Raw genomic sequence first — 24,385 nt, forward strand, 5'->3', positions numbered from 1 at the left:
CCCGGCTCCGCGCCGTCGGCGTCACCCTTCCCGCGCGGCGCGCAGGAACTCCCGCAGGATCCGCTCCCCGGCCAGGACGCCCCGCTCCGGCAGAGCCGTGATCGTCGGCCCCGACCAGCCGGCGTCCGCCAGTTCCCCGTGCCCCGGCCGCCACGCCCGGTCCGCCGCCAGCAGCAGATCGGCGTCGAGCAGCGAGTCGCCCGCGGCCACCGTCAGCCGCGCCCCGGTCCGCCGCGCGACCTCCCGCATCGCCGCGCTCTTCGTCAGCGGCTTCGGCACGGCGTAGAGCTTGCGGCCCTGGAGCGAGACCGTCCAGCCCCGGTTCTCCGCCCACTCCGCGAGTTCCTTCACCCATTCCTCGGGCAGCAGCTCGCGCTCGACGACGAGATAGGCGAAGAGGTCCTCGGCGATGCGGTGCTTGCGCACCCAGGACGGGTCGGCGGTGGCGGCGAGATGGTCGCGGACCTCCTCCAGCGGGGCGCACTCGTCGGCGAGCCGCGCGGTCACGCCCGCGTGCCAGTCGGGGTCCGAGACCCCGTCGACCAGCAGATGGCCGCCGTTCGCGCAGATCGCGTACGTCGGGGCGGGCCCCGGCAGATTGATCCGCTGGTACTGCTTGCGGGTCCGGGTCGTCGTCGGCACGAACACCGCCGCGTCGCCCAGCTCGGTGAGCAGGTGCGCCGACGTCTCGGTCAGGTACGACAGCGGCTTGCTCTCGTGCACCTCGACGGTGAGCAGCCGGGGCGCCCGCGCGTCCGGCATGGTCAGCGCGAGCGCGGCGGTCGAGTAGATGAGCGTACGGTCGAGGTCGCTCGCGACGAGCACACGGGGGCCGGGCATCAGACCGTCACCGCCTTGCCGTCGGCGCCGGTCGCGCCCCGCGTGTACTGGGGGTGGATCAGTCCCACACAGGTGTACGGCAGCTCCGCCACCTCTTCCACCGGTACCCCTCTCTGCCGGGCGAGCAGGCCTACGTGGTCGAGGTCCGCGCCCGCCCCGGCCCGCGCGAGGATCTTCCACGGTACCCGGCGCAGCAGCACCCGGGTGGTCTCGCCGACGCCCGGCTTGACCAGGTTGACGTCGTGGATCCCGTACTCCTCGCTGATCCGTTCGACGGCAGCCCAGCCCTCCCAGGTGGGGGTCCGGTCCTCGGACAGCAGGTCCTTGGCGCGGGCGTCGACGGTGTCGGCGACGTCGGCGAAGCGGGCCGAGACGACGTCCAGGAACTCCACGGACACATCGGCTCCGGCCAGCTCGCGGTAGAACTTGGCGCCGTGGAAGTCGTCCGGTCCGACGAGGTCCGCGCGCAGCACGGTCCGCGATATCAGTCCGGAGACGGTCGAGTTGAGGCACGCCGAGGGGATGAGGAAGTCCTCACGGGTGCCGTAGGTGCGCACGCAGGAACCGGGGTCGGCGAGCACCGCGATCTCCGGGTCGAACCCGGTGATGCCCTCGGCCTGCTCGAACTCCTCGATCGCGGCGGCCAGCTCACGGGTGATCGCGCCCTTGCCGGTCCAGCCGTCGACGAACACGACGTCCGCCGGGTCGTGGTGGGCGGCCAGCCAGCGCAGCGCGTTGGCGTCGATGCCGCGGCCCCGCACGATCGAGACGGCGTAGTGCGGCAGTTCGACGCCGTGCCGCTGCCGCGCCCACCGGCGCATCAGCACGCCCACGGGCGTCCCGGCGCGGGCGAGCGAGACGAGGACGGGGCGCGGGGACCGCTCCGCCAGCACGGTCTCGGTGACGACCCCGACGGCCACGGCGATCCGCTCGGCCGAGGCGTCCAGGGCGCTGTGGAAGAGGGCCTGGTACTGCTCGCTCGGCTGGTACTCCACCGGCAGCGACTCGGCGTAGTGCGCCCCGCCGCTCTGGATGGCCTCCTCCCGCTCCTCGGTCGGCGCCTCCAGGGTCACCTCGGAGAGGTCCTGCAGCAGCCACCCGACCTCCTCGGCCGCATAGGAGGAGAACGCGGGGCCGCGCAGGGGCTCGGGCAGCATGAAGGACCTTTCGGTGGGGTGCGGGGACGGCGTCCGGTGCTCCGGCGGGACGCCGGGAGCGACGCGGGAAGGGACGTAGGACGGGACGACCGCGAGGAGGACGGCCGGGGTGTGGGCGGCGAGGCCGGCGAGGAGGCCGTCGTGCGCGTGGAGGGCTGGGGTGTCGGCGGTCGAGTCGACGACGGCGATCACCGCGTCGAAGCCGCCGCCGGCCACGTTGTACGCGTACCGCTCCCCCGGGCCGTCCGCGGGCTCGTCGTGGGCGGGGAAGACGATACGGCTGCGTATCGCGTAGCCGGGGTCGTCGACGGCCAGCACGGGCGAGCGCGTGGTGGTGGAGAACCGTACTCCGGCCCCGGCCACCAGCCGCTCCAGCTCCGTCGCCAGCCGCAGCGGCGCGTACATCAGCTCCTCGAAGCCGAGCACCAGCACGCGTCGGGCGCCCTCGGGCAGGGCCCGGGCGAGGCGGGCGGCCATGCCGGGCAGCGCGGCCTCCAGGCGCGCGCGGTGCGCGGGGGTGAACCCGTGCCGCCCGCCGTCGGGCAGCCCGTCGGGCCAGCCCAGCTCGACCCGGTCGACCCGCCCCGCGCACACCGGGGCGGCGGGGGCGCCCTCGTGCTCGGCGACCAGCGCCTGCCCGGTCTCCAGCACCCCCTCCGGGAGCCGCACGGTCCCCTTGGCGGTGGTGACCAGGTCGACGCGCGCCCCGATCTCCCGGGCGAACCCGGCGAGCCGCCCCTGGTCCTGCGGCGAGCGCATGTCGACCAGCGCGACGACGACGTACCGCTCGCGCGGATACCGCTCGTGCAGCGCGCGAATGGTGTTGAGGACCGTGTTGCCGGTGGAGAACTCGTCGTCGACGAGGACCAGCGGCCCCGTCCCGGCCAGCAGCCGCGGGTCCTCCGGCAGCAGCAGGTGCGACGTCGCGTGGGAGTGGGACTCCTCGAAGCCGCCGGCCGGGGCGACCCCGTCGACGGGCCGCCGGGTGGAGTGGAGGTAGGGCGCGTCGCCGAGCCCGTCCGCGACGGAGTGCCCGAGCCCGGTCGCGGTCTCGGCGTACCCGAGGACGACCGAGTCCCGCGCCCCGTCGGCCCCGAGCAGGTCCCGCACCCGGCGGCCGAGGGCGACCCCGTGTCCGTGCACGACGGCCGGCGACTGCGGCACGTGCTTGCCGAGCACGTTGGACACGAGCAGGTGCGCCCGCTTGGGGTTGCGGCGCAGCGCGAGCCCCAGGAGACCGCTCAGCTCCGCGCCGCCCACCAGCTCGACCCCGAGCCGCTCGGCGACCCAGGTCCCGGACCAGATCGGGTCGTTCACTGCGTTGTTCATCGATTCCTTCGTCGGTTACGACAGGTGCGGGCGGCCACGACGGGTGCGGGCGGCGCGGCTCCTCAGTCGGGCAGGCCGGCGGCCAGCAGGTCCACGAAGCCGATGTCCTCGTTGGCCACACCGAAGACCTCGGCCCGCTGCAGAACCCTTTCCGCCCAGGCCCGGTGCGGCTTGACCTCGTTCATCTTGTTACGGGAGGCGGAGCGCAGGACCCCGCCGCCGCCCCGTTCGGGGCGCAGGATGTCCTCGGCGTCGCCGAACTCCTCGTGGCTGACCACGGACAGCGCGTGCACGGGCGCCACGTGCGAGGGGTGGATGCAGGTCTTGCCGAGCAGACCGTTGGCCTGGTCGAGGGAGATCTCGCGCAGCAGTCCGTCCAGGGCGTGTTCTATCAGTGTCTCTCGCAGCCGCCCGGCGCGGTTCTCCAGGAACGGGCTGGTGCGCAGCTGCGGCTTGAACATGCGCTCCTGGACCCGGAAGTACTCCCACACGGGCCCCGTCACCGTGAATCCGGTGCCGTCCGCCCGGCCCAGTACGTTCACCACGTCCGCGATCACGGAGGCGACGATCTGGACGTCGTAGGCGGTCATGTCGGGTGCCCGGCGCAGCGCGTACGAGGAGCAGAAGTCGGTGACGCCGAGGCGCAGGGCGAGGACGCGGTCGCGGTACTTGTCCACCGTGTGGGCGATGCCCTGGAGGGCCTCTACGCGCGTCTCCCGGTACATCAGCTCGGGCGATTCCAGCACGGGCATCGCGAACAGCCGCCGGCCGCTCGCCGCCTCGGCGGCGGTGAGCGCCTCCAGGAAGGCGATGCCGCGCTCCTCGGTGAACTTCGGGAGGACGAATCCGGACAGCAGCCGTACGTCCGGGCCGAGCCGCCGTGCGAGGTCGGGTATCTGCTCGGGGAAGCGGACCCGGATGAACAGCAGCGGCAGATCGGCGTCCGGCCGCGCGGCGAGGTCGGCGAACTGCCGGACCAGGTTCTCCTCGGCGCCCTCGACCTCCGCGTCGCCGATGGAGTCCTCCAGGCACAGCACCATGGAGACCACGCCGCGCCCGGCCTGCTTGACGATGTCGTCGGCGAGGCGCTCCCGGGTCGCCGGGCTGTAGAGCGTGGCGCCGAGAGCGGCGGAGAGCACCCGGGCCGGTGAGTCGGCGGTGAAGACACCCGGCTCGCGGAAGAAGAGGCGCTGACGCTCCTCAGGGGCGATGTGCCCGAAGTGACGCATGGAGATCCCCCGTGGCTGCTGGGCGGCCGGTCGTGAAGGTGGCCGGTAATAGTACGTACAAATGTGTGTCTTCAGTTCCCTCCGGCAGTGAAGTTCTGGTAACCCCGCCATGTCGGCCGCCCGACGACCCGACCGGCCGGTCCTCGCCCCCGCGTTGTCGTGATCAGGACCGAGAGGGCAGGATGAACGCCATGACGCACGCGATGCTGAAGGGGTCGAACGTCCCGGTCGAAGCCACGGCGGTCCGCGCCGTGCTGCGCTGGGCGCCCGGACAGGGTGCCCCGGAAGTCGACGCCTCGGCGCTGCTCCTCGGCCCCGACGGACGGGTACGGTCCGACGAGGACTTCGTGTTCTACAACCAGCCGCGCCATCCCTCGGGCACGGTGTGGCGGCTCGGCAAGAAGCGCGTCGCCGACGGCCTCACGGACACCATCCAGACGGACCTGGCCGGTGTCGAGTCCGCGGTCGGCCAGATTCTCCTGGTCGCCTCCGCCGACGACGTCACCTTCGACCACGTACGATCCCTGCGCATCCTGCTGTACGACGCCACGGTCTCCGACGCGGAGCCGCTGGCGTACTTCGACATCAAGCCGGAGACGGGCGAGGAGACCGCGCTGATCTGCGGCGAGCTCTACCGGCGGGGCGGCGGCTGGAAGTTCCGCGCCCTCGGCGAGGGCTACACCAACGGCCTCCAGGGCCTCGCCACCGACTTCGGCATCTCGGTCGACGAGTCGGAGGCGGCGGCCGCCGCCGCGAACCAGACGTCCACGACGCAGGCACCGGCACCGGAGATCTCGGCCCCGCTCCCCCCGGAGCAGCCGACGACCGGCGTCCCGTCCCAGCCGGCGTACGGCTACCCCCCGGCCGCGCCCACCCAGCAGCCGCCGCAGCCCGCCTACGGCTATCCGCACACCCAGCAGGCCCCCGCGACCACCGGGGCCCCGGCCTACGGCTACCCGCAGCCCGCGGGCGCCGGCCCGGCGTCCGACGTCCGGCTCCCTCCGCAGGGCCCGCAGTTCATCGGCAGGTGAGCGTCCGGGGGGCGGGGACGCCCCCCGCTCGGGGCGCGGGAGGGGACGGGGGCGGGCGGGGCCGCGGTCAGCGCTCCGCCTTGGTCTTGAAGCCGCGCCCCCACTGCAGGCCCCACCCGTAGAGCCGGTCGAGCTCCGCCTGGAAGCCGTAGACGAACTTCACCTCCCGGCGCACGACGATCTCCCCCTTGACGTTCTCGATCATCACCACCGCGCACGACCGGGCCTGCGGATGGCGCTCGTCGAGCCCGATCTCGATCCGGGGGCCGTTGCTCGGGTACAGCGTCACGACGGCGTGCGTACGGTCGAAGGCCGGCGTCTGGTCGTAGATGTAGACGAAGACGAGCATCCGCTTGAAGTCGTCGCGGTGGTCCAGGTTGATGTACATGGTCTCGCCGGACCCCGACCCGAACCGGTCGTCGCCGCTGAGCCGCATGTACGGCGGGTCGTTGATGTCGCCGAGGAAGCCGCCCAGCGGCTGCACGACCCCCTTCGTCCCGTCGGCCAGTTCGTAGAGGCAGCCGAGGTCGAGGTCGACGTTGACCATGCTCTGGCTGTGCGCCACCACCGCCTCCGGCTTGAGCGCCCTGAAGGGGTGCCGCAGCACGCTCTGCCGCTTGGGGCCGCCTATGTCGGAGGTCCGCATCCGCCAGGACAGGTTGACGCGCAGATGGCCCGTGGCGGCGCCCTGCTTGCTGAGGGACACCTTCTGGTGCCGTTTGGTCAGCTCGATGGCGTTGGTCGCCGCGTTGCCCGCGTCGAACTCCGTGGCCCGCCCGCGCCAGAGGTTGTCCAGGAAACTCATGCCCGCCCCACAACTGCCGTGTCGTCGCGTCAACCACCAGCGGGGCGGCCGACGAGGACGCGTCCTCGTCGGCCGCCCCGCTCAGAGCGTTCCCTCACCTGGAGGGCAGTCACACTCCGGAACCGGTCACACCGGCCCCGGCCTCCGGGTCGAACCCGCCTCGGGGGTCAGACGCCGGACGTCACCTCCTCCTTGGAGGCCTCAGCTTTTCCCTCCGCGGCCGCCAGCGCCTTGTTGCGGCGGACCGAGGACCAGAAGGACCAGCCGATCAGGACGACACCGATGAGGCCGGTGATGATCTCGTTGATCTCGTACTGGATGGTGACGAGCAGGATCACGGCGAGGGCGCCGATCGCGTAATGCGCGCCGTGCTCCAGGTAGACGTAGTCGTCGAGGGTGCCCTGGCGGACCAGGTAGACAGTGAGCGACCGGACGTACATCGCGCCGATGCCCAGACCGAGCGCCATCAGGACGATGTCGTTGGTGATGGCGAACGCCCCGATCACGCCGTCGAAGGAGAACGACGCGTCCAGGACCTCCAGGTAGAGGAACATGAAGAACGCGGCCTTGCCGGCGAGGGCGACGGCCGAACGCGGCTTGCCGGCGCGCTCCGCCTCCTCCTCCGCCTCGTGCTCGCGCTCCTCCTCTTCCTCCAGGCGGTTCTCGAAGAAGCTGGAGAGACCGCCGACGATGAGGTAGGTGATGAGGCCCGCGAGACCGGAGATCAGCACGGTCTGCGCCTTGTCGACGTGGGTGCCGCCGTGCTGGTGGGCGTGGGTCGCGAAGGTCATCGAGGTGATCAGCAGGACGATCATCGCGATGCAGGCGGACAGCATGTCGATCTTGCCGAGCTTGGCCAGCGGGCGCTCCAGCCAGCCGAGCCACTTGATGTCCCGGTCCTCGAAGATGAAGTCGAGGAAGATCATCAGCAGGAACATGCCGCCGAAGGCCGCGATCGACGGGTGGGCGTCGGTCACGTACTGCTGGTACTGGTTCTTGTCGGTGAGGGCCAGGTCGACCGCCTCGATCGGGCCCAGCTTGGCGCTGACCGCGACGATCACGACGGGGAACACCAGGCGCATGCCGAACACGGCGATGAGGATGCCGATGGTGAGGAAGATCTTCTGCCAGAAGGCATTCATCTTCTTCAGGATCCCGGCGTTGACCACTGCGTTGTCGAACGACAACGAGATCTCCAGGATGGACAGGATGGCGACGAGCCCGAGCGCCGTCCATCCGTCGTAGAGAACCGCTGCAACCAAGCCGAGCGCGGTGACCGCGAACGACCAGCCGAAGGTTTTCAGAACCACTGGCTACCCAATCGTGTGTGTACGGGGTTCCCCCGCGCCGCGCGCGGCTTTACCAAACATTGACTCCGAAGCCGAAGTCTAGTCGGGCACCCCTCGGACCCCACCAGTCCCCAGGTTTTGCGCATATAGCGCAGGGGCGCGGGGCCCTACGACACATTGACCCCGAAGTCCAGGGCGATACCGCGCAAGCCTGACGCGTACCCCTGGCCGACCGCGCGGAACTTCCATTCCCCGCCGTAGCGATAGACCTCGCCGAAGATCATCGCGGTCTCGGTGGAGGCGTCCTCCGAGAGGTCGTAGCGGGCCAGTTCCTGGCCGTCGAGCTGGTTGACGACGCGGATGAAGGCGTTGCTGACCTGTCCGAAGGACTGGCCGCGGTTGTCCGCGTCGTGGATGGAGACCGGGAACACGATCTTGTCGACGGCCACCGGCACCCGGGAGAGGTCGATGATGATCGACTCGTCGTCGCCGTCCCCCTCGCCGGTGAGGTTGTCACCGGTGTGCTGCACCGAGCCGTCGGGGCTGGTCAGGTTGTTGTAGAAGACGAACCACTCGTCCCCCAGCACCCGGCCGCCCTGGCACAGCAGCGCGCTGGCGTCGAGGTCGAAGGGGGCTCCGGTGGTGGTCCGGACGTCCCAGCCGAGCCCGATCATCACCTGAGTGAGGTTCGGCGCGGCCTTGGAGAGGGAGACATTGCCTCCCTTGGCGAGTGTGACGCCCATGGTGCTGGTCCTCCCCGTTGTCGAGCTGCTGCGAGTGTTCAGTTGTGGTGTACGAGCGCGTCCGGCGCCGCGGTCGAGAACGACTGCGGCGCCGGACCGGTGAGCCGGATGGTTCTTCCCCGGTGGCTCAGACGTTCACACCGAAGTCCTGGGCGATACCGCGCAGGCCCGAGGCGTAGCCCTGGCCGATGGCGCGGAACTTCCACTCGGCGCCGTGCCGGTACAGCTCGCCGAAGACCATGGCGGTCTCGGTGGAGGCGTCCTCGGACAGGTCGTAACGGGCGATCTCCGCCTCGCCGGCCTGGTTCACCACGCGGATGAAGGCGTTGCGGACCTGCCCGAAGGACTGCTGGCGGTTCTCGGCGTCGTAGATCGAGACCGGGAAGACGATCTTCTCGATCTCGGCCGGGACGGCGGCGAGGTTGACCTTGATCTGCTCGTCGTCGCCCTCGCCCTCGCCGGTGAGGTTGTCACCGGTGTGCTCCACGGAGCCGTCGGGGCTCTTGAGGTTGTTGAAGAAGACGAAGTTGGCGTCGCTGCTGACCTTGCCCGACGCGTCGAGCAGCAGCGCGCTGGCGTCGAGGTCGAAGTCGGTGCCGGTGGTGGTGCGGATGTCCCACCCCAGACCGACGATGACCGCGGTCAGGCCCGGGGCCTCCTTGGTCAGCGATACGTTGCCGCCCTTGCTGAGGCTGACTCCCACGAAGTCCTCCCATAGATGTCTGGGGCGGGGAGCCCCGTCGTGCGTTGGTATCGGATCAACGTGTCGATCCTAGTGACGGGTTCCCGAGAACCGCAGGCCCTGGAGCCGACGAATCACAGGGTGTCGAGTGCGGCGACGTACTCGTTCAGGTCACGCGCGTCCGGCAGGGCGTTGACGACCGTCCAGCGCACGACGCCCTCCTTGTCGATGATGAACGTCCCGCGCACCGCGCAGCCCTTGTCAGCGTCGAAGACACCGTAGGCGCGGGAGACCTCGCCGTGCGGCCAGAAGTCCGACAGCAGCGGGTACTCCAGCCGCTCCTGCTCGCCGAAGACCCGCAGGGTGTGGATGGAGTCGTTCGACACGGCCAGCAGCTGGACGTCGTCGTTGACGAACTTCGGCAGGTTGTCCCGCAGCTCGCACAGCTCGCCCGTGCACACCCCGGTGAAGGCGAACGGGTAGAAGAGCAGCACCACGTTCTTCTCGCCGCGGAAGTCCGAGAGCTTCACCGTGGCGCCGTGGTTGTCCTTGAGCTCGAAGTCGGGTGCCTTGTCGCCGACCTGGATCGCCATGATTTCCTGCGTCCCTTCGTGGGGCTGTTCGGGTGGCCCAGCCTACGCAGGTGACCGGCCGGGAAACGGAGCGCCCCCGGACGGGCCCTGAAGGGGTGCCCGTCCGGGGGCGCGGGGAACCGCGTGAGGCGGCCGGGGCGACGCCGCGGCCGCCTCGACGCGGAACCCGCCGAGTACTCGGGCGAAGCGCTATTTCTTGCCGGACTTCGCCGCCTTCGGCGTCACCAGGCGGCTGCCGCTCCAGTCCTTGCCGACGCTGACGCTCTTCGACGCGGACAACCCCGCGGTCGTCGCGGCTTCCGAGATGTCACTGGGCTCCACATAGCCGTCCCGCCCGGTCTTGGGCGTCAGCAGCAGGATCGAGCCACCCTCCTCGATGTACGTGGTGGCGTCCACCAGCACATCGGTCAGGTCGCCGTCGTCGTCTCGGAACCACAGCACGACGGCATCGGCCACGTCGTCGTACTCCTCGTCGACGAGATCGCTGCCGATGACCTCCTCGATGGCCTCGCGGAGTTCCTGGTCGACATCGTCGTCGTAGCCGATCTCCTGGACCACCTGCTCGGGCTGGAACCCCAGCCTCGCGGCAGGGTTCGTCCGCTCCTCCGCGTGGTCCGCGGTCGCGCTCACGGGTTGCCTCCTGATCATGTTTCGGGTGGGGTCGCCCCCGGGGAATCAGCCACGCGCGTACGCGAAGCGTTGGCCGTAGTCCACACGGGCGGGACGGATCGCGCAAGTACCCAGCCTGCGAGACCGCCGAAACGGTGACGATCCGGGCCGTGTCCACGCAACTCCAGGCATCGAATCCGCGCGCCGCGTGACGCACACCACACCATTCTGTCCGGTTTGCGCATTCGGCAACCGCTCGGGGGTACGGGAGCCGCATGTCCTTCCTACTGTGACAGAGCGGGGGACCTGATGGGTTACCTCACGGTAGAGATGACGTTTGCGCCCCCGAGGTACACGATGGGGGCGGTGCAGGCACCCACAAGAACCCATGAAGAGTGGCCCTCTGACAGCTAAGGAACAGCGTGGCTTCCGGATCCGATCGCAATCCGATCATCATTGGCGGCCTTCCGAGTCAGGTCCCTGACTTCGATCCCGAGGAGACCCAGGAGTGGCTCGACTCGCTCGACGCCGCCGTGGACCAGCGCGGGCGTGAGCGCGCGCGCTACCTGATGCTCCGGCTCATCGAGCGGGCCCGCGAGAAGCGCGTGGCCGTGCCCGAGATGCGCAGCACGGACTACGTCAACACCATCGCCACCAAGGACGAGCCGTTCTTCCCGGGCAACGAGGAGATCGAGCGGAAGATCCTCAACGCCACGCGGTGGAACGCCGCCGTGATGGTGTCCAGGGCCCAGCGCCCGGGCATCGGCGTGGGTGGCCACATCGCGACCTTCGCGTCGTCCGCCTCCCTCTACGACGTGGGCTTCAACCACTTCTTCCGGGGCAAGGACGAGGGCGACGGCGGCGACCAGATCTTCTTCCAGGGGCACGCCTCCCCCGGCATCTACGCCCGCGCGTTCCTGCTGGACCGGCTCGGCGAGCAGCAGCTCGACGCGTTCCGCCAGGAGAAGTCGAAGGCTCCCCACGGCCTGTCCAGCTATCCGCACCCGCGGCTGATGCCTGACTTCTGGGAGTTCCCGACCGTCTCCATGGGCCTCGGTCCGCTGGGCGCGATCTTCCAGGCGCGGATGAACCGCTACATGGAGGCGCGCGGGATCGCCGACACCTCCAAGTCCCATGTGTGGGCGTTCCTCGGCGACGGCGAGATGGACGAGCCGGAGTCGCTGGGCCAGCTCACGCTCGCCGCCCGTGAGGGCCTCGACAACCTGACCTTCGTCGTCAACTGCAACCTCCAGCGCCTCGACGGCCCGGTGCGCGGCAACGGCAAGGTCATCCAGGAGCTGGAGTCGGTCTTCCGGGGCGCCGGCTGGAACGTGATCAAGCTGGTGTGGGACCGCACCTGGGACCCGCTGCTCGCCCAGGACCGCGACGGTGTGCTCGTCAACAAGATGAACACCACGCCGGACGGCCAGTTCCAGACGTACGCGACCGAGACCGGCGCGTACATCCGTGACCACTTCTTCGGCGGCGACCACCGGCTGCGCGCCATGGTCGAGAACATGACCGACGACCAGATCCTGCACCTGGGCCGCGGCGGTCACGACCACCGCAAGATCTACGCGGCCTACAAGGCGGCCCACGAGCACAAGGGCCAGCCGACGGTCATCCTCGCCAAGACCATCAAGGGCTGGACACTGGGGCCGAACTTCGAGGGCCGCAACGCCACGCACCAGATGAAGAAGCTGACCGTCGCCGACCTCAAGGGCTTCCGCGACCGTCTGCACCTGCCGATCTCCGACAAGGAGCTGGAGAGCGGGCTTCCGCCGTACTACCACCCCGGGCGGAACTCCGAGGAGATCCAGTACATGCACGACCGCCGCAAGGGGCTCGGCGGGTATGTGCCGACCCGGGTCGTGCGGGCGAAGCCGCTGCCGCTGCCCGAGGACAAGACGTACGCGAGTGTGAAGAAGGGCTCCGGTCAGCAGTCGATCGCCACCACCATGGCGTTCGTACGACTGCTGAAGGACCTCATGCGGGACAAGGAGATCGGCAAGCGGTTCGTGCTGATCGCGCCCGACGAGTACCGCACCTTCGGCATGGACTCGTTCTTCCCGAGCGCGAAGATCTACAACCCGCTCGGGCAGCAGTACGAGGCGGTGGACCGTGACCTGCTGCTCGCGTACAAGGAGTCGCCGACGGGGCAGATGCTGCACGACGGCATCTCCGAGGCGGGCTGCACGGCGTCGCTGATCGCGGCCGGTTCGGCGTACGCGACGCACGGCGAGCCGCTGATCCCGGTCTACGTCTTCTACTCGATGTTCGGTTTCCAACGCACCGGCGACCAGTTCTGGCAGATGGCCGACCAGCTCGCGCGCGGCTTCGTCCTCGGTGCGACCGCGGGGCGTACGACGCTGACCGGTGAGGGCCTGCAGCACGCGGACGGGCACTCGCAGCTGCTGGCCTCCACCAACCCGGGCTGCGTCGCCTACGACCCGGCGTTCGGCTTCGAGATCGCGCACATCGTGAAGGACGGTCTGCGCCGGATGTACGGCGAGACAGCCGACGGACGGCCCGGCGAGGACGTCTTCTACTACCTCACGGTCTACAACGAGCCGATCCAGCACCCGGCCGAGCCCGCCGACGTGGACGTCGAGGGCATCCTCAAGGGCATCCACCGCTTCAAGGCCGGCGAGGCGGGCTCGATCCCCGCGCAGATCATCGCCTCCGGTGTCGCGGTGCCGTGGGCGGTCGAGGCGCAGCGGATCCTCGCCTCCGAGTGGGACGTGAGGGCGGACGTCTGGTCGGCGACCTCCTGGAACGAGCTGCGCCGCGAGGCGGTCGAGGTCGAGCGGCACAACCTCCTCCACCCGGAGGAGGAGCAGCAGGTCCCGTACGTGACGCGGAAGCTGAGCGGGGCCGAGGGGCCGTTCGTGGCCGTCTCCGACTGGATGCGGTCGGTGCCGGACCAGATCGCGCGGTGGGTGCCGGGCACCTACCAGTCGCTCGGCGCGGACGGCTTCGGCTTCGCGGACACGCGGGGCGCGGCGCGGCGGTACTTCCACATCGACGCCCAGTCGATCGTGGTCGCGGTGCTGACCGAGCTGGCGCGTGAGGGCAAGGTCGACCGCTCGGTCCTCAAGCAGGCCATCGACCGCTACCAGCTGCTGGACGTCTCCGCGGCCGACCCCGGGGCGGCGGGCGGCGACGCGTAGGCGCCACCCCTGAGAGAGCCGGTGCGTCCGCGCGCCGGCAGGGCCTGCCGCGCTGTTCCCCGCGCCCCTTCCGGCGGCTCCGCCGCGGGGACGAGGCGCCGGCCTCGGGCGGCGAGCGCGGACCACCGTGTCAAGGGGTGGTGAACCCACGGGTTCACCACCCCTTCACGTTTCCTACGATGCGCCCATGAAAGCGCCCATGAAGGAGCGAGCCGCCTCGGCGCAGATCCGGTGGGAACAGAGAACGCAGCGACCGCTGTTCGCTCTGGCCGCGGTGTTCGCCGTCGCGTACGCCGTGCCGATCGTCCGGCCGGACGTGAGCACGGACGTGAAGTGGTGGTGCGACGCCGCCGAGTGGACGGTGTGGGCGGCCTTCGCGCTCGACTACGTGGTACGGCTCGGCCTCGCCGAGCAGCGGTGGGAGTTCGTGCGGTCGCGCTGGATCGACCTGTGCGCGGTACTGCTGCCGATGGTCCAGCCGCTGCGGCTGCTGCGGGTGGTGGCGACGCTGCTGCTGGTCGGCCAGCGGGCGCGGATGGCCTCGCAGATACGGCTCACGACCTATGTCGGCGGGTCGGTGATCGGGCTGCTGATGTTCGGGTCGCTGGCCGTGCTCTCCGTGGAGCGGGACTCGCCGAACGGGAACATCCACACGCTGGGCGACGCCGTGTGGTGGTCGTTCACGACGATGACGACCGTGGGGTACGGGGACCACGCGCCGACGACCGGGCTGGGCCGGGTGCTGGCCGTCGGGCTGATGCTGTCGGGGATCGCGCTGCTGGGTGTGGTGACCGCGAACATCGCCGCGTGGTTCATCGCGCGGTTCGAGAAGGACGACGCGGAGGAGCGGCGGCAGACCGCGGCGATAGCGGAGCTGACCGAGGAGGTACGGCTGCTGCGGGCCGAGGTGATGGCGCTGCGGGCGGGGAGGGGGGTGCCGGAGCAGCGGCGCTGAGCGGTGTCCTGAGACGAGGCTGTACATGGGAGCGCCGAGGGCCGTGGGGGTACGTGGGTGGGGCGGGTGCGGGTGCGCCGTGGCCGGTCGCGGAGTTCCCCGCGCCCCTGAGGGCGGCTGCACTGCCCGGAGTCGGGGCAGGGGGCCCTTCGCCTTCGTCGGCCCATTGCGCAGTTCCCCGCGCCCCTGGCTCTGCTGTACCCGCGCAACTGGAGAAGGGGCCCTCGGCTGTCGTTGCCGAGGGCCCCTGCCCTTTTCCCCGCACTCCTGTGGGTCAGAAGAGTCCGGCCCCGGGAGTGGCTGTGCCGGCCAGCCAGAGGACGGCCAGGAGCGTGTCGATGGCGCCCAGGACGACCGCGACCAGGGCGGGGACGGAGCGGGTGCCGGACCAACTGCGGTTCATCGCCAGCCAGCCGCAGACGATCGCGACGGGACCGAGGATGATCCCGAGGACGAAGAATCCCGCGACCGCGCAGACGACTCCGATGATGCCGAGGGTCGCGCGATCCGGCCCGGACCGAGACCACGTGCGGCCACGCGAGCGGGGGTGCCTGCGCGCGCTCTGTCCGAAACCCGCCATCGTCAACAACTCCCTCGACTTCGCCGTCAGTTCGGGTACGCGATGTCGGGTACCCCGCGACGAAGGGCGAAACCGGGGAGTGTCGACGGACGTGCCCGAGCGCGCTGCCCCCTCCGGCAGCGCGCCCCAGGACCCCCGGACCCTCCGACGTCGAACACCCGTGCCGTGCGGAGGACTTGACCCACTGTGACCTGCGGCGCGCGACCGGCGGGAGTGATCTTCGGCCTTGTCACCCTGATGGGGGAACGCGGGCGGAAACCCGCGCTCGGCGCTCCGCGGAGGGTCAGATGTGCGCCGCCCCGGCGCCCGCCTCCGCGTTCTCGCCCCGCTTGGTCAGGAACGCGACCAGCACGGCGACGGCGGCCACCCCGGCGGCGACGAGGGACGCCAGCGACATGCCCGACATGAACGTGTCGTGCGCGACCGTGGCGATCTTCGCGGCGATCTCCGGCGGGGTGCCCTCGGCGACCGGCGGCACGCCGACCTGGACGGCCTCGGACGCCTGGTCGAGCTGGGTGCCGGTGAGCGGCGGGAGACCGGCGTCGGCCCAGTTGCCCGGCAGGTCGCCGTCGACCTTGGAGGCCATCACGGCGCCCAGGACGGCCGTGCCGAGGCTGCCGCCGATCTGCATGGCGGCCTGCTGGAGACCACCGGCGACACCGGACAGCTCCAGCGGCGCGTTGCCGACGATGACCTCGGTGGCGCCGACCATCACCGGGGCGAGGCCGAGGCCGAGGAGCGCGAACCAGAGGGACATCACGGCGCTGCCGGTGTCGGTCTCCAGGGTCGACATGCCGTACATGGCGATCGCGGTGAGGGCCATGCCACCGGCCAGCGGGATGCGCGGCCCGGCCTTGGTGATCAGCGCGCCGGCCAGGGGCGAGCCGACGATCATCATGCCGGTGAGCGGCAGCAGGTGCAGACCGGCGTCGATGGGGCTCATCCCGTGCACGTTCTGGAGGTAGAACGTCACGAAGAACAGGCCGCCCATGAAGGCGATGGCCATCAGGACCATCAGGACCACACCCGCGGACAGCGGGACGGAGCGGAAGAGGCCCAGCGGGATCAGGGGCTCCTTCACCCGCGTCTCCCAGAAGGCGAACAGCGCGAACAGGACGAGGGACGCCGCGACGAACGTCCAGGTCGTGCCGGAGCCCCAGCCCCACTCGGGGGCCTTGATGAGCGCCCAGACCAGGCAGAACATGGCCCCGGAGAGCAGGGCTATGCCGGGGATGTCGAAGGAGCGCGGGGCGTTCTCGGCACGGTGGTCGAGCAGGATCCCCACGCCGAGGGCGACGGCGAGGACGCCGACGGGGACGTTGATCCAGAACACGGACTGCCAGCTGACGTTCTCGACGAGGAAGCCGCCGAGGATCGGGCCGCCCGCGGTGGAGGCGCCGATGACCATGCCCCAGATGCCGATCGCCATGTTGAGCTTCTCGGCGGGGAAGGTGGCGCGGAGCAGACCGAGCGCGGCCGGCATGAGCAGCGCGCCGAACAGGCCCTGGAAGACGCGGAAGGTCACCACGAAGGCGACCGAGTCCGACAGGCCGATGGCTCCGGAGGCGGCGGCGAAGCCGACGACACCGATGAGGAAGGTCTGGCGGTGGCCGAAGCGGTCGCCGAGCTTGCCCGCGGTGATGAGGGTGACCGCCAGCGCGAGGAAGTACGCGTTGGTGATCCACTGGACCTCGGCGAAGCTCGCCTTGAGGTCGTCCGCGATGGCCGGGTTGGCGATGGCGACGATGGTGCCGTCGAGGGCGACCATCATGACGCCCACGGCCACGGTGAGGAGGGTGAACCACGGGTGGCCGCGCAGGCCCCGCCCCTGGCCCGGTGTCGGGTCCGACGGGGCTGCTGGCGCCTGGTCCCCCGGTCCCGTCTTGTCGACAGTGGTCTGACTAGTCATGCGTGCGAGGCTAATGACAGCCACTGACAGTTGACAAACGAGTTCACAAGTCGGTAACTGTCACGTCACTCGGAGCACGGACCGGGTGGAGAAGAGGGTTCATGGAGACGGCGGAGGCGACGGCGGCGGAGCGGCCGGGGCTGCGGGAACGGAAGAAGCAGCGCACCCACGACGCCCTGCTGCGGGCCTCCCTGGAGCTGTTCACGACCCAGGGGTACGAGGCGACGACCGTCGACGAGATCGCCGAGGCCGTGGACGTCTCGCAGCGCACCTTCTTCCGCTACTTCGCCGGCAAGGAGGAGGCCGCCCTCGCGGTCCTCGACCTCGGCCAGGAGCACTTCTTCGCGGCGCTGCGGGCCCGCCCCGCGCACGAGGCCCCGCTGGAGGCCCTGCGCAACGCCGTCCTGGAGGGCTGGGACGCCATGGGTGAGGCCGTCGCCGAGATCGTCCCCGTCGACCTCTATCTGCGCAGCTACGGGATGATCGAGTCGACGCCCGCGCTGCTCGCCGCGCATCTGCGCCGCGCGGACCAGGTGGCCCGCGAGATCGAGGCGATCGTCGCCGAGCGCGAGGGACTCGATGTGCGCACCGACCCCCGGCCGCGGGTGGCGGTGGCCGTCTTCGCCGGGGTCATGCGCGTCACCGAGCGCCTGTGGGCCATGGGCGGCGACCTCAGCATGGAGGCGATGCGCGAACTGACCGCCGCCCACCTGGACGCCGTACGGCCCTCACTCGCCGAGAAGTGGCGGACCGGCTGAGATCCCGCAGCACCTCACCGTGAGGGCGTTCTGCACGCACTGTACGGAACGGACGCAGTCGAAACGTGATCCCTCTCACTCGGTTAACGCGAGACCCTTCCGTTCTCCTAGTGTGTCCTTTCAGTGACTTCCTTCGACTCCTCCCCGCAACTGAACGTCTGGCGCGCACTGCTGGCGCTGGCCGTGGTTTTCGTGATGCTGGCGACCACCGGCTGGACGGCGATCCGCAACCACCGGGCGCAGTCCCCACTGCAGGCGTCGCTCTCGGCGTGGCGGCACGGACACCTCGACGGGCGTGAACTGCCCGACGCGGACGCGTCCCCGCAGCGGCTGACCGCGTTCTTCGCCTCGCTCACCGACCGGCAGCAGCGGCGGCTCGCCCACCGCTACCCACTCGCGGTCGGCAACATGAACGGCGCCCCCGTCGAGCTGCGCTACCGCGCCAACCGCATCGCGCTCCGGCAGCAGAGCAAGCGCGAGCGGGCCCTCACGCACGACGAGCGGCTCTCCGAGACCGGCCTGTTCCAGGCGACCCGGCGCATGCACCGCTACGCCTCGCTGGCGGACGAGGACCGGCAGATCCTCGCCTTCGACCCCGACGGCACCGGCCGGGTGGCCGAGGTCTTCGGCGACCTCGACCGGGCGGAGCGCGTCTCGGTCGTCGTCCCCGGCGTCGACACCGACGTCCTCACCTTCCAGCGCACCAACCGCCGTTACTCGGCGCCCGTCGGCATGGCCGAGGCGCTGTACCGGGCAGAGCGCACGGCGAGCACCCGGACGCGGACCGCCGTGATCGCCTGGGCCGACTACACCGCGCCCGACGGCCTCGGCCTCGACTCGGCCACCGCGCTCCGCGCCGAACAGGGCGCGATCCGGCTGAACAAGCTGGTCAGGGCGCTGCCCGGCAGGTCCACGGTCGCTCTGGTGTGCCACAGCTACGGCTCGGTGGTGTGCGGCGTCGCCGCACGTTCCCTGCCGTCACGGGTGACGGACATCGCGGTCGCCGGCAGCCCCGGCATGCGGACCGCGAAGGTCTCCGGGCTGCACACGGCCGCCCGGGTGTGGGCCATGCGGGACGCCGACGACTGGGTGCAGGACGTGCCGTACCTGGAGGTAGGCGGGCTCGGTCACGGCGCCGACCCGATGTCGGCGGAGTTCGGGGCGCGCCTGCTGTCGGCGTCCGACGCGGAGGGGCACAGCGGCTACTTCGAGCCCGGGACCGTGAGCCTGTACAACTTCGCGGAGATCGGGATCGGCGCCTACCACCTGGTGGAGTGCGCGCGGAAGAACGACGGGTGCCGGGCCGGTCTGCCGGACACCGGCGCCGCCTGACGCGCGTAGAGGCGGCGATGGTGCGGTGCGCCACGGGTCGGGACTTCCCCGCCCCGTCCGCATACGATGAGCCGCATGGGTGACGTACTGGCCGGATTTCATGCCGCCTGGGAGTTCGAGTCCGACTCCGTGCTCATCCGCTTCGAACGGGGGATCCGCACACCGAAGCTGTTCCAGGCGCTCGGTGAGCGACGCGTCCCCCTGGAGGCGATCGCGGGGGTGACGCTGGCACCGGGGAAACGGGGCACCGTCGTGCTGCGGGCCGTGCCGCGGCCGGGCGCCGACCCGCTGATGGAGGCGGCGGCCGAGCAGCTCAAGGAGAACGCCGATCCGTACCGGCTGGTGCTGCCGGCCGAGCGGGAGACCCTCGCCGAGTACTACGCGGACGAACTGCGGGCCCGGCTGACCGGGTCGGGGCCGGCCGAGCGGTTCCTGGTGGCGGCGCCGGAGGTGCCGCGGCAGTTCAAGGCGTACGACGGGAAGGCGTCGTTCGACGGGCGGTCGGTGTCGTTCCGGTGGTCCTGGACGGGCGCCTCCTCCGCGAAGTGGAAGGCCGGGGACCAGAGTTTCCCGGTGAGCGCGCTGAGTGGCGTCGAGTGGCGGTCCCCGGAGGGCTTCGAGGGGTACCTGCGGCTGCTTCGGCGGGACACCGCCGGTGAGCGGCCGCCCCAGCCGGACCACGATCCGGCCGCCGTGGTGTTCGGGCTGGGGTACGGGCCGGTGCACGAGTCGCTGCCGTTCGCGGCGGCGGTTCTGGCCGCGGCGCGCTCCGCGGGCGCGGGGGCCCTGGCTCCGGTGGCGGCCGGACCCCGGCGGGACCCGGCCGACATAGCCGACCGGATCCGGCATCTGGGGGAGCTGCACGCGGCGGGGCTGGTCACCGACGAGGAGTTCAGCGCGAAGAAGGCGGAACTCCTCGCGGAGCTGTGAGGCCCGGACTCCTCACCGCCTGTCATTCCCTGCCCGCCGACGTGGACCTCATGTCCGCGTAGCGGTCGCCCGCCACCTCGGCCGCGATCGGCTCCAGCACGGCCAGGTCCGCCCCCGTCAGGGCGAGCCTGGTGGCCGCGGCGTTCTCCTCGATCCGGCCCGGCCTGCGGGTGCCCGGGATGGGGACGACCGGCAGGTCGTGCACGGACGCCTGGTGGTGGACCCAGGCGAGGGCGACCTGGCCGAGGGAGGCGCCGTGGGCCTCGGCGACCTGGCGGACCGGCTCCAGCAGGGCCGCGTTCGCGGCGGCGTTGTCGCCGGTGAAGCGGGGCTGCTGGCGACGGAAGTCGTCGGCGGTGAGGTCCTCGGCCCTGGCGAACGACCCGGTGAGGAAGCCCCGGCCGAGCGGCGAGTACGCCACGAGCGCCACGCCGAGTTCCCGGGCCGCGGGGACCACGGTGGCCTCGATGTCCCGGCTGAAGAGGGACCACTCGGACTGGAGGGCGGCGATGGGGTGCACGGCGTGCGCGGCGCGCAGCTCCCCGGCCGTGACCTCGCTGAGCCCCAGGTGCTTCACCTTGCCCTCGCGGACCAGCTCGGCCATGACGCCGACGGTCTCCTCGATGGGGACGTCCACGTCCCGGCGGTGCATGTAGTAGAGGTCGATCGCCTCGACGCCGAGGCGGCGCAGGCTGCCCTCGACGGACTCGCGGATGTGCGGGGCGTCGTTGCGGATGATCCGCCTCGTCGGGTCGTCGGGGTGCACGGCGAGGCCGAACTTCGTGGCGATGACGACGTCGTCGCGGTGCGCCGTGACGAACGGGGAGAGGAACCTCTCGTTCTCGCCCGCGCCGTAGGCGTGCGCCGTGTCGTAGAGGGTGACGCCCAGTTCCAGCGCCCGCTCCAGGGTGGCGCGGGACTCCGCCGCGTCCGAGGGACCGTAGGCGAAGCTCATGCCCATGCAGCCGAGGCCCTGGACGCCGACCTCGGGGCCGTCCGCCCCCAGTCGCACCTTCGCGATCACGCCGTCCGAGCCGATCACTCCGCTCGTGCTGTCCGATCCGCTAGTGCCGTCCGATCCGTTCGCGCCGTTCGCGCCGTTCGTCATGAGGCCCTCTCCGACGCCAGGGCCCGCCCGGCGTCCGCGTAGAAGTTGATCTTCCGGTCGAGCACGGCCAGGGTGTCCTGCAGCTCGGCGATCCGGGACAGGACGTCGTCCCGGGTCGACTTGAGGAGGTCGAAGCGCTCGGCGTAGGTGTGGTCGCCCGCGCGCACCAGTTCCGCGTACCGGACCATGTCGGCGACCGGCATCCCGGTGGCCCGGAGCTTGCCGACGAGGTCCAGCCAGTCGAGGTCGCGATTGCGGTAGCGGCGCTGGCCGGTGTGCGAGCGGTCGATGTGCGGCATCAGGCCGATCCGTTCGTACCAGCGCAGGGTGTGCGCCGTCAGACCGGTGAGGGTGGCGACCTCGCTGATCGTGTACTTGTCCTGCCCGTCCGGCCGCCGGGGCTGCCGCGGCGGTCCGGCGCAACTGTCGGTACTGGCTGTGCCGGTGGTACTCGTGGTCTCCATCACCGTCATGCCCACCACGCTAAAACCCTGGAGTGCGCTCCAAGCAAGCGAATACGGCGAGAAGACAGAAGGACGTGGCGGATAGGCTCGTCGCATGTCCTTGCAGAGCCTCGCCCTGATCGAGAACTGGCCGGTCCCCACGGCCGCCGCCGCCGTCGTCCGGGCGGACGGCGCCGTCCTCGGGTCGCACGGCCCCACCGGTCACCGCTTCCCGCTGGCCTCGGTCACCAAGCCCCTCGCCGCGTACGCCGTGCTCGTCGCGTACGAGGAGGGGGCGATCGAGCTGGACGAACCGGCCGGGCCCGCGGGGGCGACCGTACGGCATCTGCTGGCGCACACCTCCGGGTTGGCCTTCGACGAGCACCGGGCGATGTCGGCGCCCGGGGAGCGGCGGCTGTACTCCAACGCCGGGTTCGAGGTGCTCGGGGACCATGTGGCGAAGGCGACGGACATCCCTTTCCCCGAGTACCTGCGGCAGGCGGTGCTCGCGCCACTGGGGATGACCGCGACCACGCTGGACGGGTCCCCGGCCAAGGACGGCGTGTCCACCGTCGACGACCTCGTGCGGTTCGCCGCCGAGGTGCAGGCGCCCCGGCTGCTCGACCCGCGGACGGTCGCCGAGGCGATGACCGTGCAGTACCCCGGCACGAAGGGCGTGCTGCCGGGCTACGGGCACCAGAACCCCAACGACTGGGGCCTCGGTTTCGAGATCCGGGACTCCAAGTCACCGCACTGGACCGGGACGACGTCCTCGCCGGGCACCTTCGGCCACTTCGGCCAGTCGGGCACGTTCCTGTGGATCGACCCGACGGCGGGCCTCGCCTGCGTCGCCCTGACGGACCGCGCGTTCGGCCCGTGGGCGATCGAGGCGTGGACACCGTTCACGGACGCGGTGCTCACCGAGATCCGGGGCTGAGGCACGTCCCTCACCGGCGGGACGATTGCGTGATTCACCTCACCGGGGTGCGACGCTTCGCTTACGCTCGATCACGCAACGAGACGAACGCCGCGAGGCGTTGGAGGCCGGAGGCACCACGGTGGCCCACATCCAATCACTCGATCCCAGCGCTTCCCCGCTCGACTACTACGGCTGGGAGCTGCGTCGGCAGCGCGAGGCACACGGCCTCAGACAGGCCCAGCTCGGCGACATCATCTTCTGCTCGGGCTCACTGATCGGGCAGATCGAGACCACGAAGAAGATCCCCACCCGCGACTTCTCCGAGCGGGTGGACGCGGCGCTCGGCACGGACGGCGTCTTCTCCCGGCTGATCGGCCTCGTGCTGCGCAGCCAACTGCCCAGCTGGTTCCAGCCGTACGCGGAGATGGAGGCGAAGGCCACCTACATCTCCACATACCAGGCGCAGGTGGTGTACGGGCTGCTGCAGACGGAGGAGTACGCGCCAGGCCGTCCTGGCCACCGGCATGCCGGAGGACCTCGACGGCCTGGTCGCGGCCCGGATGGAGCGCCAGCGCATCCTGGAGCGGGAACAGCCGCCGCTGGCCCGGGCGATCCTCGACGAGGCGGTGCTGCACCGGCCCATCGGTGGCCGCGAGGTCATGCGGGGCCAACTGGCCCGGCTGTTGGAGTTCACCGGGCACCGGTGGATGCGGGTCCAGGTGTTGCCGTACAGGGCCGGTGAACACACCAGCCTGGACGGGGCGTTCAACCTCCTCCGCTTCGAGGGCGACCCGGACATCATCTACACGGAGGACCTCATCTCCGGCCATATGACGGCCAACCCTGACGCCATCAGGGAAGCCGCGCGCCGTTACGCTCATCTCCAGGCCGCCGCCCTCTCCGTCGAGGATTCGGCGGCGTTGATCACCCGTGTGATGGAGGAGCGTTATGGAGAACAGCCCCGACCTGAGGAACGCACGGTGGCGTAAGTCCAGCTACAGCGGAAGCACCGGCGGCGACTGCGTCGAGGTGGCCGACGGCTTCCCCGGCGCGGTCCCCGTGCGCGACAGCAAGAGCACCGGTGGCCCCGTCCTGCTCGTCGGCCCGCACGCCTGGCGGACCTTCGTCGACGGGCTGCGCTGAGCAACCGGAGCGCCGGCCGGCCCGGGGGTCAGTCCGCCAGCTCCCAGACCAGCACCTCCGCCGGTACGGCCGTCCCGACCAGTTCGAGCCCCGTCTCCCCTTCCACCCGCACCGAGTCGCCGGGCCCCAGCTCATGGGGCCCGACCCGGACCGTGCCGCGGACGACGTGCAGATACGCGCGCGGCGCGTCCGGCGCCTCGGCCCGCTCCCCCGGCGCGGTCAGGCGCCGCACATGCAGCATGGCGCCGGCCTCGGGGACGGCGTACGGGGTGGAGTCGGCGATGCCGCGGACGATCTCGTAGGCGGGGTCGCCGCCGGGGTCGAGCGGGGCCAGCCACATCTGCACGAAGGTCAGCGGCTCGGTGCCGTCGTTGCGTTCCACGTGCCGGACGCCGCCCGCCGCGCTGAGCCGCTGGACGTCGCCGGGGCGGACCACGGTCTCGTGGCCGGTGGTGTCGCGATGGGTCAGCTCGCCCTCGACGACCCAGGTGACGATCTCGGTGTGGCTGTGCGGGTGCTCGTCGAACCCGGCGCCGGGCGCGAGCCGCTCCTCGTTGCAGGCGATGACCGCGCCGAACCTGATGTTGTCGGGGTCGTAGTGCGCCCCGAACGAGAACGCGTGGAACGAGGAGATACCGGCCGAGGGGTCTCCGCCCGGGTAGCGCTCGTCGGCGCGCCTTGTGTCCATCACGCTCCCACGGTAGCCCCGGCCGGCCCGACCCACACGGGCCTTGACTCCCCGGCCCGCACCGCACGCGCCCTCCGGCCCGCACCGGCCCCCGCTGACGCCCGCCCCAGCTCACGGACCCTACGACGCGAGCGTGCGGAGCG

At 71.0% G+C, this 24,385-nt stretch carries 22 protein-coding genes and 1 pseudogene; 9 read left to right on the forward strand and 14 right to left on the reverse strand.

Features of this window, described 5'->3' with window-relative positions:
• Positions 1-21: 21 nt before the first annotated feature.
• The 3 genes from GSY65_RS10710 to GSY65_RS10720 all read right to left on the reverse strand — a co-directional run bounded on the left by GSY65_RS10710 (position 22) and on the right by GSY65_RS10720 (position 4,555).
• Positions 22-840 carry an HAD family hydrolase gene (locus tag GSY65_RS10710; protein ID WP_159767111.1) on the reverse strand — a complete coding sequence of 273 codons (819 nt, stop codon included), beginning with the start codon at positions 838-840 and terminating at the stop codon, positions 22-24.
• Positions 840-3,326, reverse strand: a complete 2,487-nt coding sequence (locus tag GSY65_RS10715) for a phosphoribosyltransferase (RefSeq protein WP_159767112.1) — start codon at positions 3,324-3,326, stop codon at positions 840-842. The genes GSY65_RS10710 and GSY65_RS10715 overlap by 1 nt, the downstream gene beginning before the upstream one ends.
• Before the next feature lie 62 nt (positions 3,327-3,388).
• Positions 3,389-4,555 (reverse strand): HpcH/HpaI aldolase/citrate lyase family protein, encoded by a 1,167-nt coding sequence (locus GSY65_RS10720; protein ID WP_159767113.1) that lies wholly within the window; start codon positions 4,553-4,555, stop codon positions 3,389-3,391.
• A 191-nt stretch (positions 4,556-4,746) separates the two neighbouring features.
• Between GSY65_RS10720 and GSY65_RS10725 the strand changes: the two genes are divergently transcribed.
• Positions 4,747-5,586, forward strand: coding sequence for a TerD family protein (locus GSY65_RS10725; RefSeq protein ID WP_159767114.1), 840 nt, complete (start codon positions 4,747-4,749; stop codon positions 5,584-5,586).
• 67 nt (positions 5,587-5,653) lie between these two features.
• On the opposite strand, the gene GSY65_RS10730 is transcribed toward GSY65_RS10725, so the two are convergent.
• From GSY65_RS10730 to GSY65_RS10755, 6 genes are all read right to left on the reverse strand, one after another.
• Positions 5,654-6,391: a TerD family protein gene (locus GSY65_RS10730; protein WP_159767115.1), complete on the reverse strand. Its 738-nt coding sequence runs from the start codon at positions 6,389-6,391 to the stop codon at positions 5,654-5,656.
• A gap of 167 nt (positions 6,392-6,558) precedes the next feature.
• Positions 6,559-7,701: a DUF475 domain-containing protein gene (locus tag GSY65_RS10735; protein ID WP_159767116.1), complete on the reverse strand. Its 1,143-nt coding sequence runs from the start codon at positions 7,699-7,701 to the stop codon at positions 6,559-6,561.
• 146 nt (positions 7,702-7,847) lie between these two features.
• Positions 7,848-8,423, reverse strand: a complete 576-nt coding sequence (locus tag GSY65_RS10740) for a TerD family protein (RefSeq protein WP_159767117.1) — start codon at positions 8,421-8,423, stop codon at positions 7,848-7,850.
• A gap of 127 nt (positions 8,424-8,550) precedes the next feature.
• Entirely contained in the window at positions 8,551-9,126 is a 576-nt protein-coding gene (locus GSY65_RS10745) for a calcium homeostasis/redox stress adaptation protein (protein WP_159767118.1), read from the reverse strand.
• A gap of 113 nt (positions 9,127-9,239) precedes the next feature.
• Positions 9,240-9,698 carry a peroxiredoxin gene (locus tag GSY65_RS10750; protein WP_159767119.1) on the reverse strand — a complete coding sequence of 153 codons (459 nt, stop codon included), beginning with the start codon at positions 9,696-9,698 and terminating at the stop codon, positions 9,240-9,242.
• A 189-nt stretch (positions 9,699-9,887) separates the two neighbouring features.
• A complete protein-coding gene (locus GSY65_RS10755) occupies positions 9,888-10,328 on the reverse strand; it encodes a DUF3052 domain-containing protein (protein ID WP_201452507.1) in 441 nt (146 codons plus the stop codon).
• A gap of 401 nt (positions 10,329-10,729) precedes the next feature.
• On the opposite strand from GSY65_RS10755, the gene aceE reads away from it, so the two are divergent.
• Both aceE and GSY65_RS10765 read left to right on the forward strand, forming a co-directional pair.
• A complete protein-coding gene (gene aceE, locus GSY65_RS10760) occupies positions 10,730-13,477 on the forward strand; it encodes a pyruvate dehydrogenase (acetyl-transferring), homodimeric type (RefSeq protein ID WP_159767121.1) in 2,748 nt (915 codons plus the stop codon).
• A gap of 199 nt (positions 13,478-13,676) precedes the next feature.
• Positions 13,677-14,432: a potassium channel family protein gene (locus tag GSY65_RS10765; RefSeq protein ID WP_159775792.1), complete on the forward strand. Its 756-nt coding sequence runs from the start codon at positions 13,677-13,679 to the stop codon at positions 14,430-14,432.
• Positions 14,433-14,706: 274 nt separating this feature from the next.
• On the opposite strand, the gene GSY65_RS10770 is transcribed toward GSY65_RS10765, so the two are convergent.
• Together GSY65_RS10770 and GSY65_RS10775 are read right to left on the reverse strand one after the other, a co-directional pair.
• On the reverse strand, positions 14,707-15,012 hold the full coding sequence (locus GSY65_RS10770) for a small hydrophobic protein (protein WP_159767122.1): 306 nt from the start codon (positions 15,010-15,012) through the stop codon (positions 14,707-14,709).
• Between the two features lie 283 nt (positions 15,013-15,295).
• Entirely contained in the window at positions 15,296-16,921 is a 1,626-nt protein-coding gene (locus GSY65_RS10775; protein ID WP_159767123.1) for an MFS transporter, read from the reverse strand.
• 101 nt (positions 16,922-17,022) lie between these two features.
• On the opposite strand from GSY65_RS10775, the gene GSY65_RS10780 reads away from it, so the two are divergent.
• The 3 genes from GSY65_RS10780 to GSY65_RS10790 all read left to right on the forward strand — a co-directional run bounded on the left by GSY65_RS10780 (position 17,023) and on the right by GSY65_RS10790 (position 19,941).
• Positions 17,023-17,679 carry a TetR family transcriptional regulator gene (locus tag GSY65_RS10780; RefSeq protein WP_159767124.1) on the forward strand — a complete coding sequence of 219 codons (657 nt, stop codon included), beginning with the start codon at positions 17,023-17,025 and terminating at the stop codon, positions 17,677-17,679.
• A gap of 123 nt (positions 17,680-17,802) precedes the next feature.
• Complete coding sequence (locus tag GSY65_RS10785; protein WP_159767125.1) at positions 17,803-19,011, forward strand: alpha/beta hydrolase; 1,209 nt, start codon at positions 17,803-17,805, stop codon at positions 19,009-19,011.
• 75 nt (positions 19,012-19,086) lie between these two features.
• Entirely contained in the window at positions 19,087-19,941 is an 855-nt protein-coding gene (locus tag GSY65_RS10790) for a DUF4429 domain-containing protein (protein WP_159767126.1), read from the forward strand.
• A 22-nt stretch (positions 19,942-19,963) separates the two neighbouring features.
• Here GSY65_RS10790 and GSY65_RS10795 read toward each other — a convergent pair whose 3' ends face one another.
• Together GSY65_RS10795 and GSY65_RS10800 are read right to left on the reverse strand one after the other, a co-directional pair.
• Complete coding sequence (locus tag GSY65_RS10795; RefSeq protein ID WP_159767127.1) at positions 19,964-21,049, reverse strand: aldo/keto reductase; 1,086 nt, start codon at positions 21,047-21,049, stop codon at positions 19,964-19,966.
• Entirely contained in the window at positions 21,046-21,522 is a 477-nt protein-coding gene (locus GSY65_RS10800) for a MerR family transcriptional regulator (protein WP_159767128.1), read from the reverse strand. The genes GSY65_RS10795 and GSY65_RS10800 overlap by 4 nt, the downstream gene beginning before the upstream one ends.
• An 85-nt stretch (positions 21,523-21,607) precedes the next feature.
• Between GSY65_RS10800 and GSY65_RS10805 the strand changes: the two genes are divergently transcribed.
• From GSY65_RS10805 to GSY65_RS10815, 3 genes and pseudogenes are all read left to right on the forward strand, one after another.
• Entirely contained in the window at positions 21,608-22,429 is an 822-nt protein-coding gene (locus GSY65_RS10805; protein ID WP_159767129.1) for a serine hydrolase domain-containing protein, read from the forward strand.
• 121 nt (positions 22,430-22,550) lie between these two features.
• A pseudogene (locus GSY65_RS10810) lies at positions 22,551-23,400 on the forward strand (helix-turn-helix domain-containing protein).
• A complete protein-coding gene (locus GSY65_RS10815) occupies positions 23,360-23,554 on the forward strand; it encodes a DUF397 domain-containing protein (RefSeq protein ID WP_159767130.1) in 195 nt (64 codons plus the stop codon). The pseudogene GSY65_RS10810 and the gene GSY65_RS10815 overlap by 41 nt, the downstream one beginning before the upstream one ends.
• A 28-nt stretch (positions 23,555-23,582) precedes the next feature.
• Here GSY65_RS10815 and GSY65_RS10820 read toward each other — a convergent pair whose 3' ends face one another.
• On the reverse strand, positions 23,583-24,242 hold the full coding sequence (locus GSY65_RS10820) for a pirin family protein (RefSeq protein ID WP_159775793.1): 660 nt from the start codon (positions 24,240-24,242) through the stop codon (positions 23,583-23,585).
• Positions 24,243-24,385: the final 143 nt, after the last annotated feature.

The organism is Streptomyces sp. HM190 (assembly GCF_009857135.1).
GTDB classification, from domain to species: domain Bacteria; phylum Actinomycetota; class Actinomycetes; order Streptomycetales; family Streptomycetaceae; genus Streptomyces; species Streptomyces heilongjiangensis.

What these genes read in the sequence shown, in the direction of transcription:
- GSY65_RS10710 (WP_159767111.1), bottom strand. Translation starts at nt 840, where the DNA reads ATGCCCGGCCCCCGTGTGCTCGTCGCGAGCGACCTCGACCGTACGCTC.
- GSY65_RS10715 (WP_159767112.1), bottom strand. Translation starts at nt 3,326, where the DNA reads ATGAACAACGCAGTGAACGACCCGATCTGGTCCGGGACCTGGGTCGCC.
- GSY65_RS10720 (WP_159767113.1), bottom strand. Translation starts at nt 4,555, where the DNA reads ATGCGTCACTTCGGGCACATCGCCCCTGAGGAGCGTCAGCGCCTCTTC.
- GSY65_RS10725 (WP_159767114.1), top strand. Translation starts at nt 4,747, where the DNA reads ATGACGCACGCGATGCTGAAGGGGTCGAACGTCCCGGTCGAAGCCACG.
- GSY65_RS10730 (WP_159767115.1), bottom strand. Translation starts at nt 6,391, where the DNA reads ATGAGTTTCCTGGACAACCTCTGGCGCGGGCGGGCCACGGAGTTCGAC.
- GSY65_RS10740 (WP_159767117.1), bottom strand. Translation starts at nt 8,423, where the DNA reads ATGGGCGTCACACTCGCCAAGGGAGGCAATGTCTCCCTCTCCAAGGCC.
- GSY65_RS10750 (WP_159767119.1), bottom strand. Translation starts at nt 9,698, where the DNA reads ATGGCGATCCAGGTCGGCGACAAGGCACCCGACTTCGAGCTCAAGGAC.
- GSY65_RS10765 (WP_159775792.1), top strand. Translation starts at nt 13,677, where the DNA reads ATGAAGGAGCGAGCCGCCTCGGCGCAGATCCGGTGGGAACAGAGAACG.
- GSY65_RS10770 (WP_159767122.1), bottom strand. Translation starts at nt 15,012, where the DNA reads ATGGCGGGTTTCGGACAGAGCGCGCGCAGGCACCCCCGCTCGCGTGGC.
- GSY65_RS10775 (WP_159767123.1), bottom strand. Translation starts at nt 16,921, where the DNA reads ATGACTAGTCAGACCACTGTCGACAAGACGGGACCGGGGGACCAGGCG.
- GSY65_RS10780 (WP_159767124.1), top strand. Translation starts at nt 17,023, where the DNA reads ATGGAGACGGCGGAGGCGACGGCGGCGGAGCGGCCGGGGCTGCGGGAA.
- GSY65_RS10790 (WP_159767126.1), top strand. Translation starts at nt 19,087, where the DNA reads ATGGGTGACGTACTGGCCGGATTTCATGCCGCCTGGGAGTTCGAGTCC.
- GSY65_RS10795 (WP_159767127.1), bottom strand. Translation starts at nt 21,049, where the DNA reads ATGACGAACGGCGCGAACGGCGCGAACGGATCGGACGGCACTAGCGGA.
- GSY65_RS10800 (WP_159767128.1), bottom strand. Translation starts at nt 21,522, where the DNA reads ATGACGGTGATGGAGACCACGAGTACCACCGGCACAGCCAGTACCGAC.
- GSY65_RS10805 (WP_159767129.1), top strand. Translation starts at nt 21,608, where the DNA reads ATGTCCTTGCAGAGCCTCGCCCTGATCGAGAACTGGCCGGTCCCCACG.
- GSY65_RS10815 (WP_159767130.1), top strand. Translation starts at nt 23,360, where the DNA reads ATGGAGAACAGCCCCGACCTGAGGAACGCACGGTGGCGTAAGTCCAGC.
- GSY65_RS10820 (WP_159775793.1), bottom strand. Translation starts at nt 24,242, where the DNA reads ATGGACACAAGGCGCGCCGACGAGCGCTACCCGGGCGGAGACCCCTCG.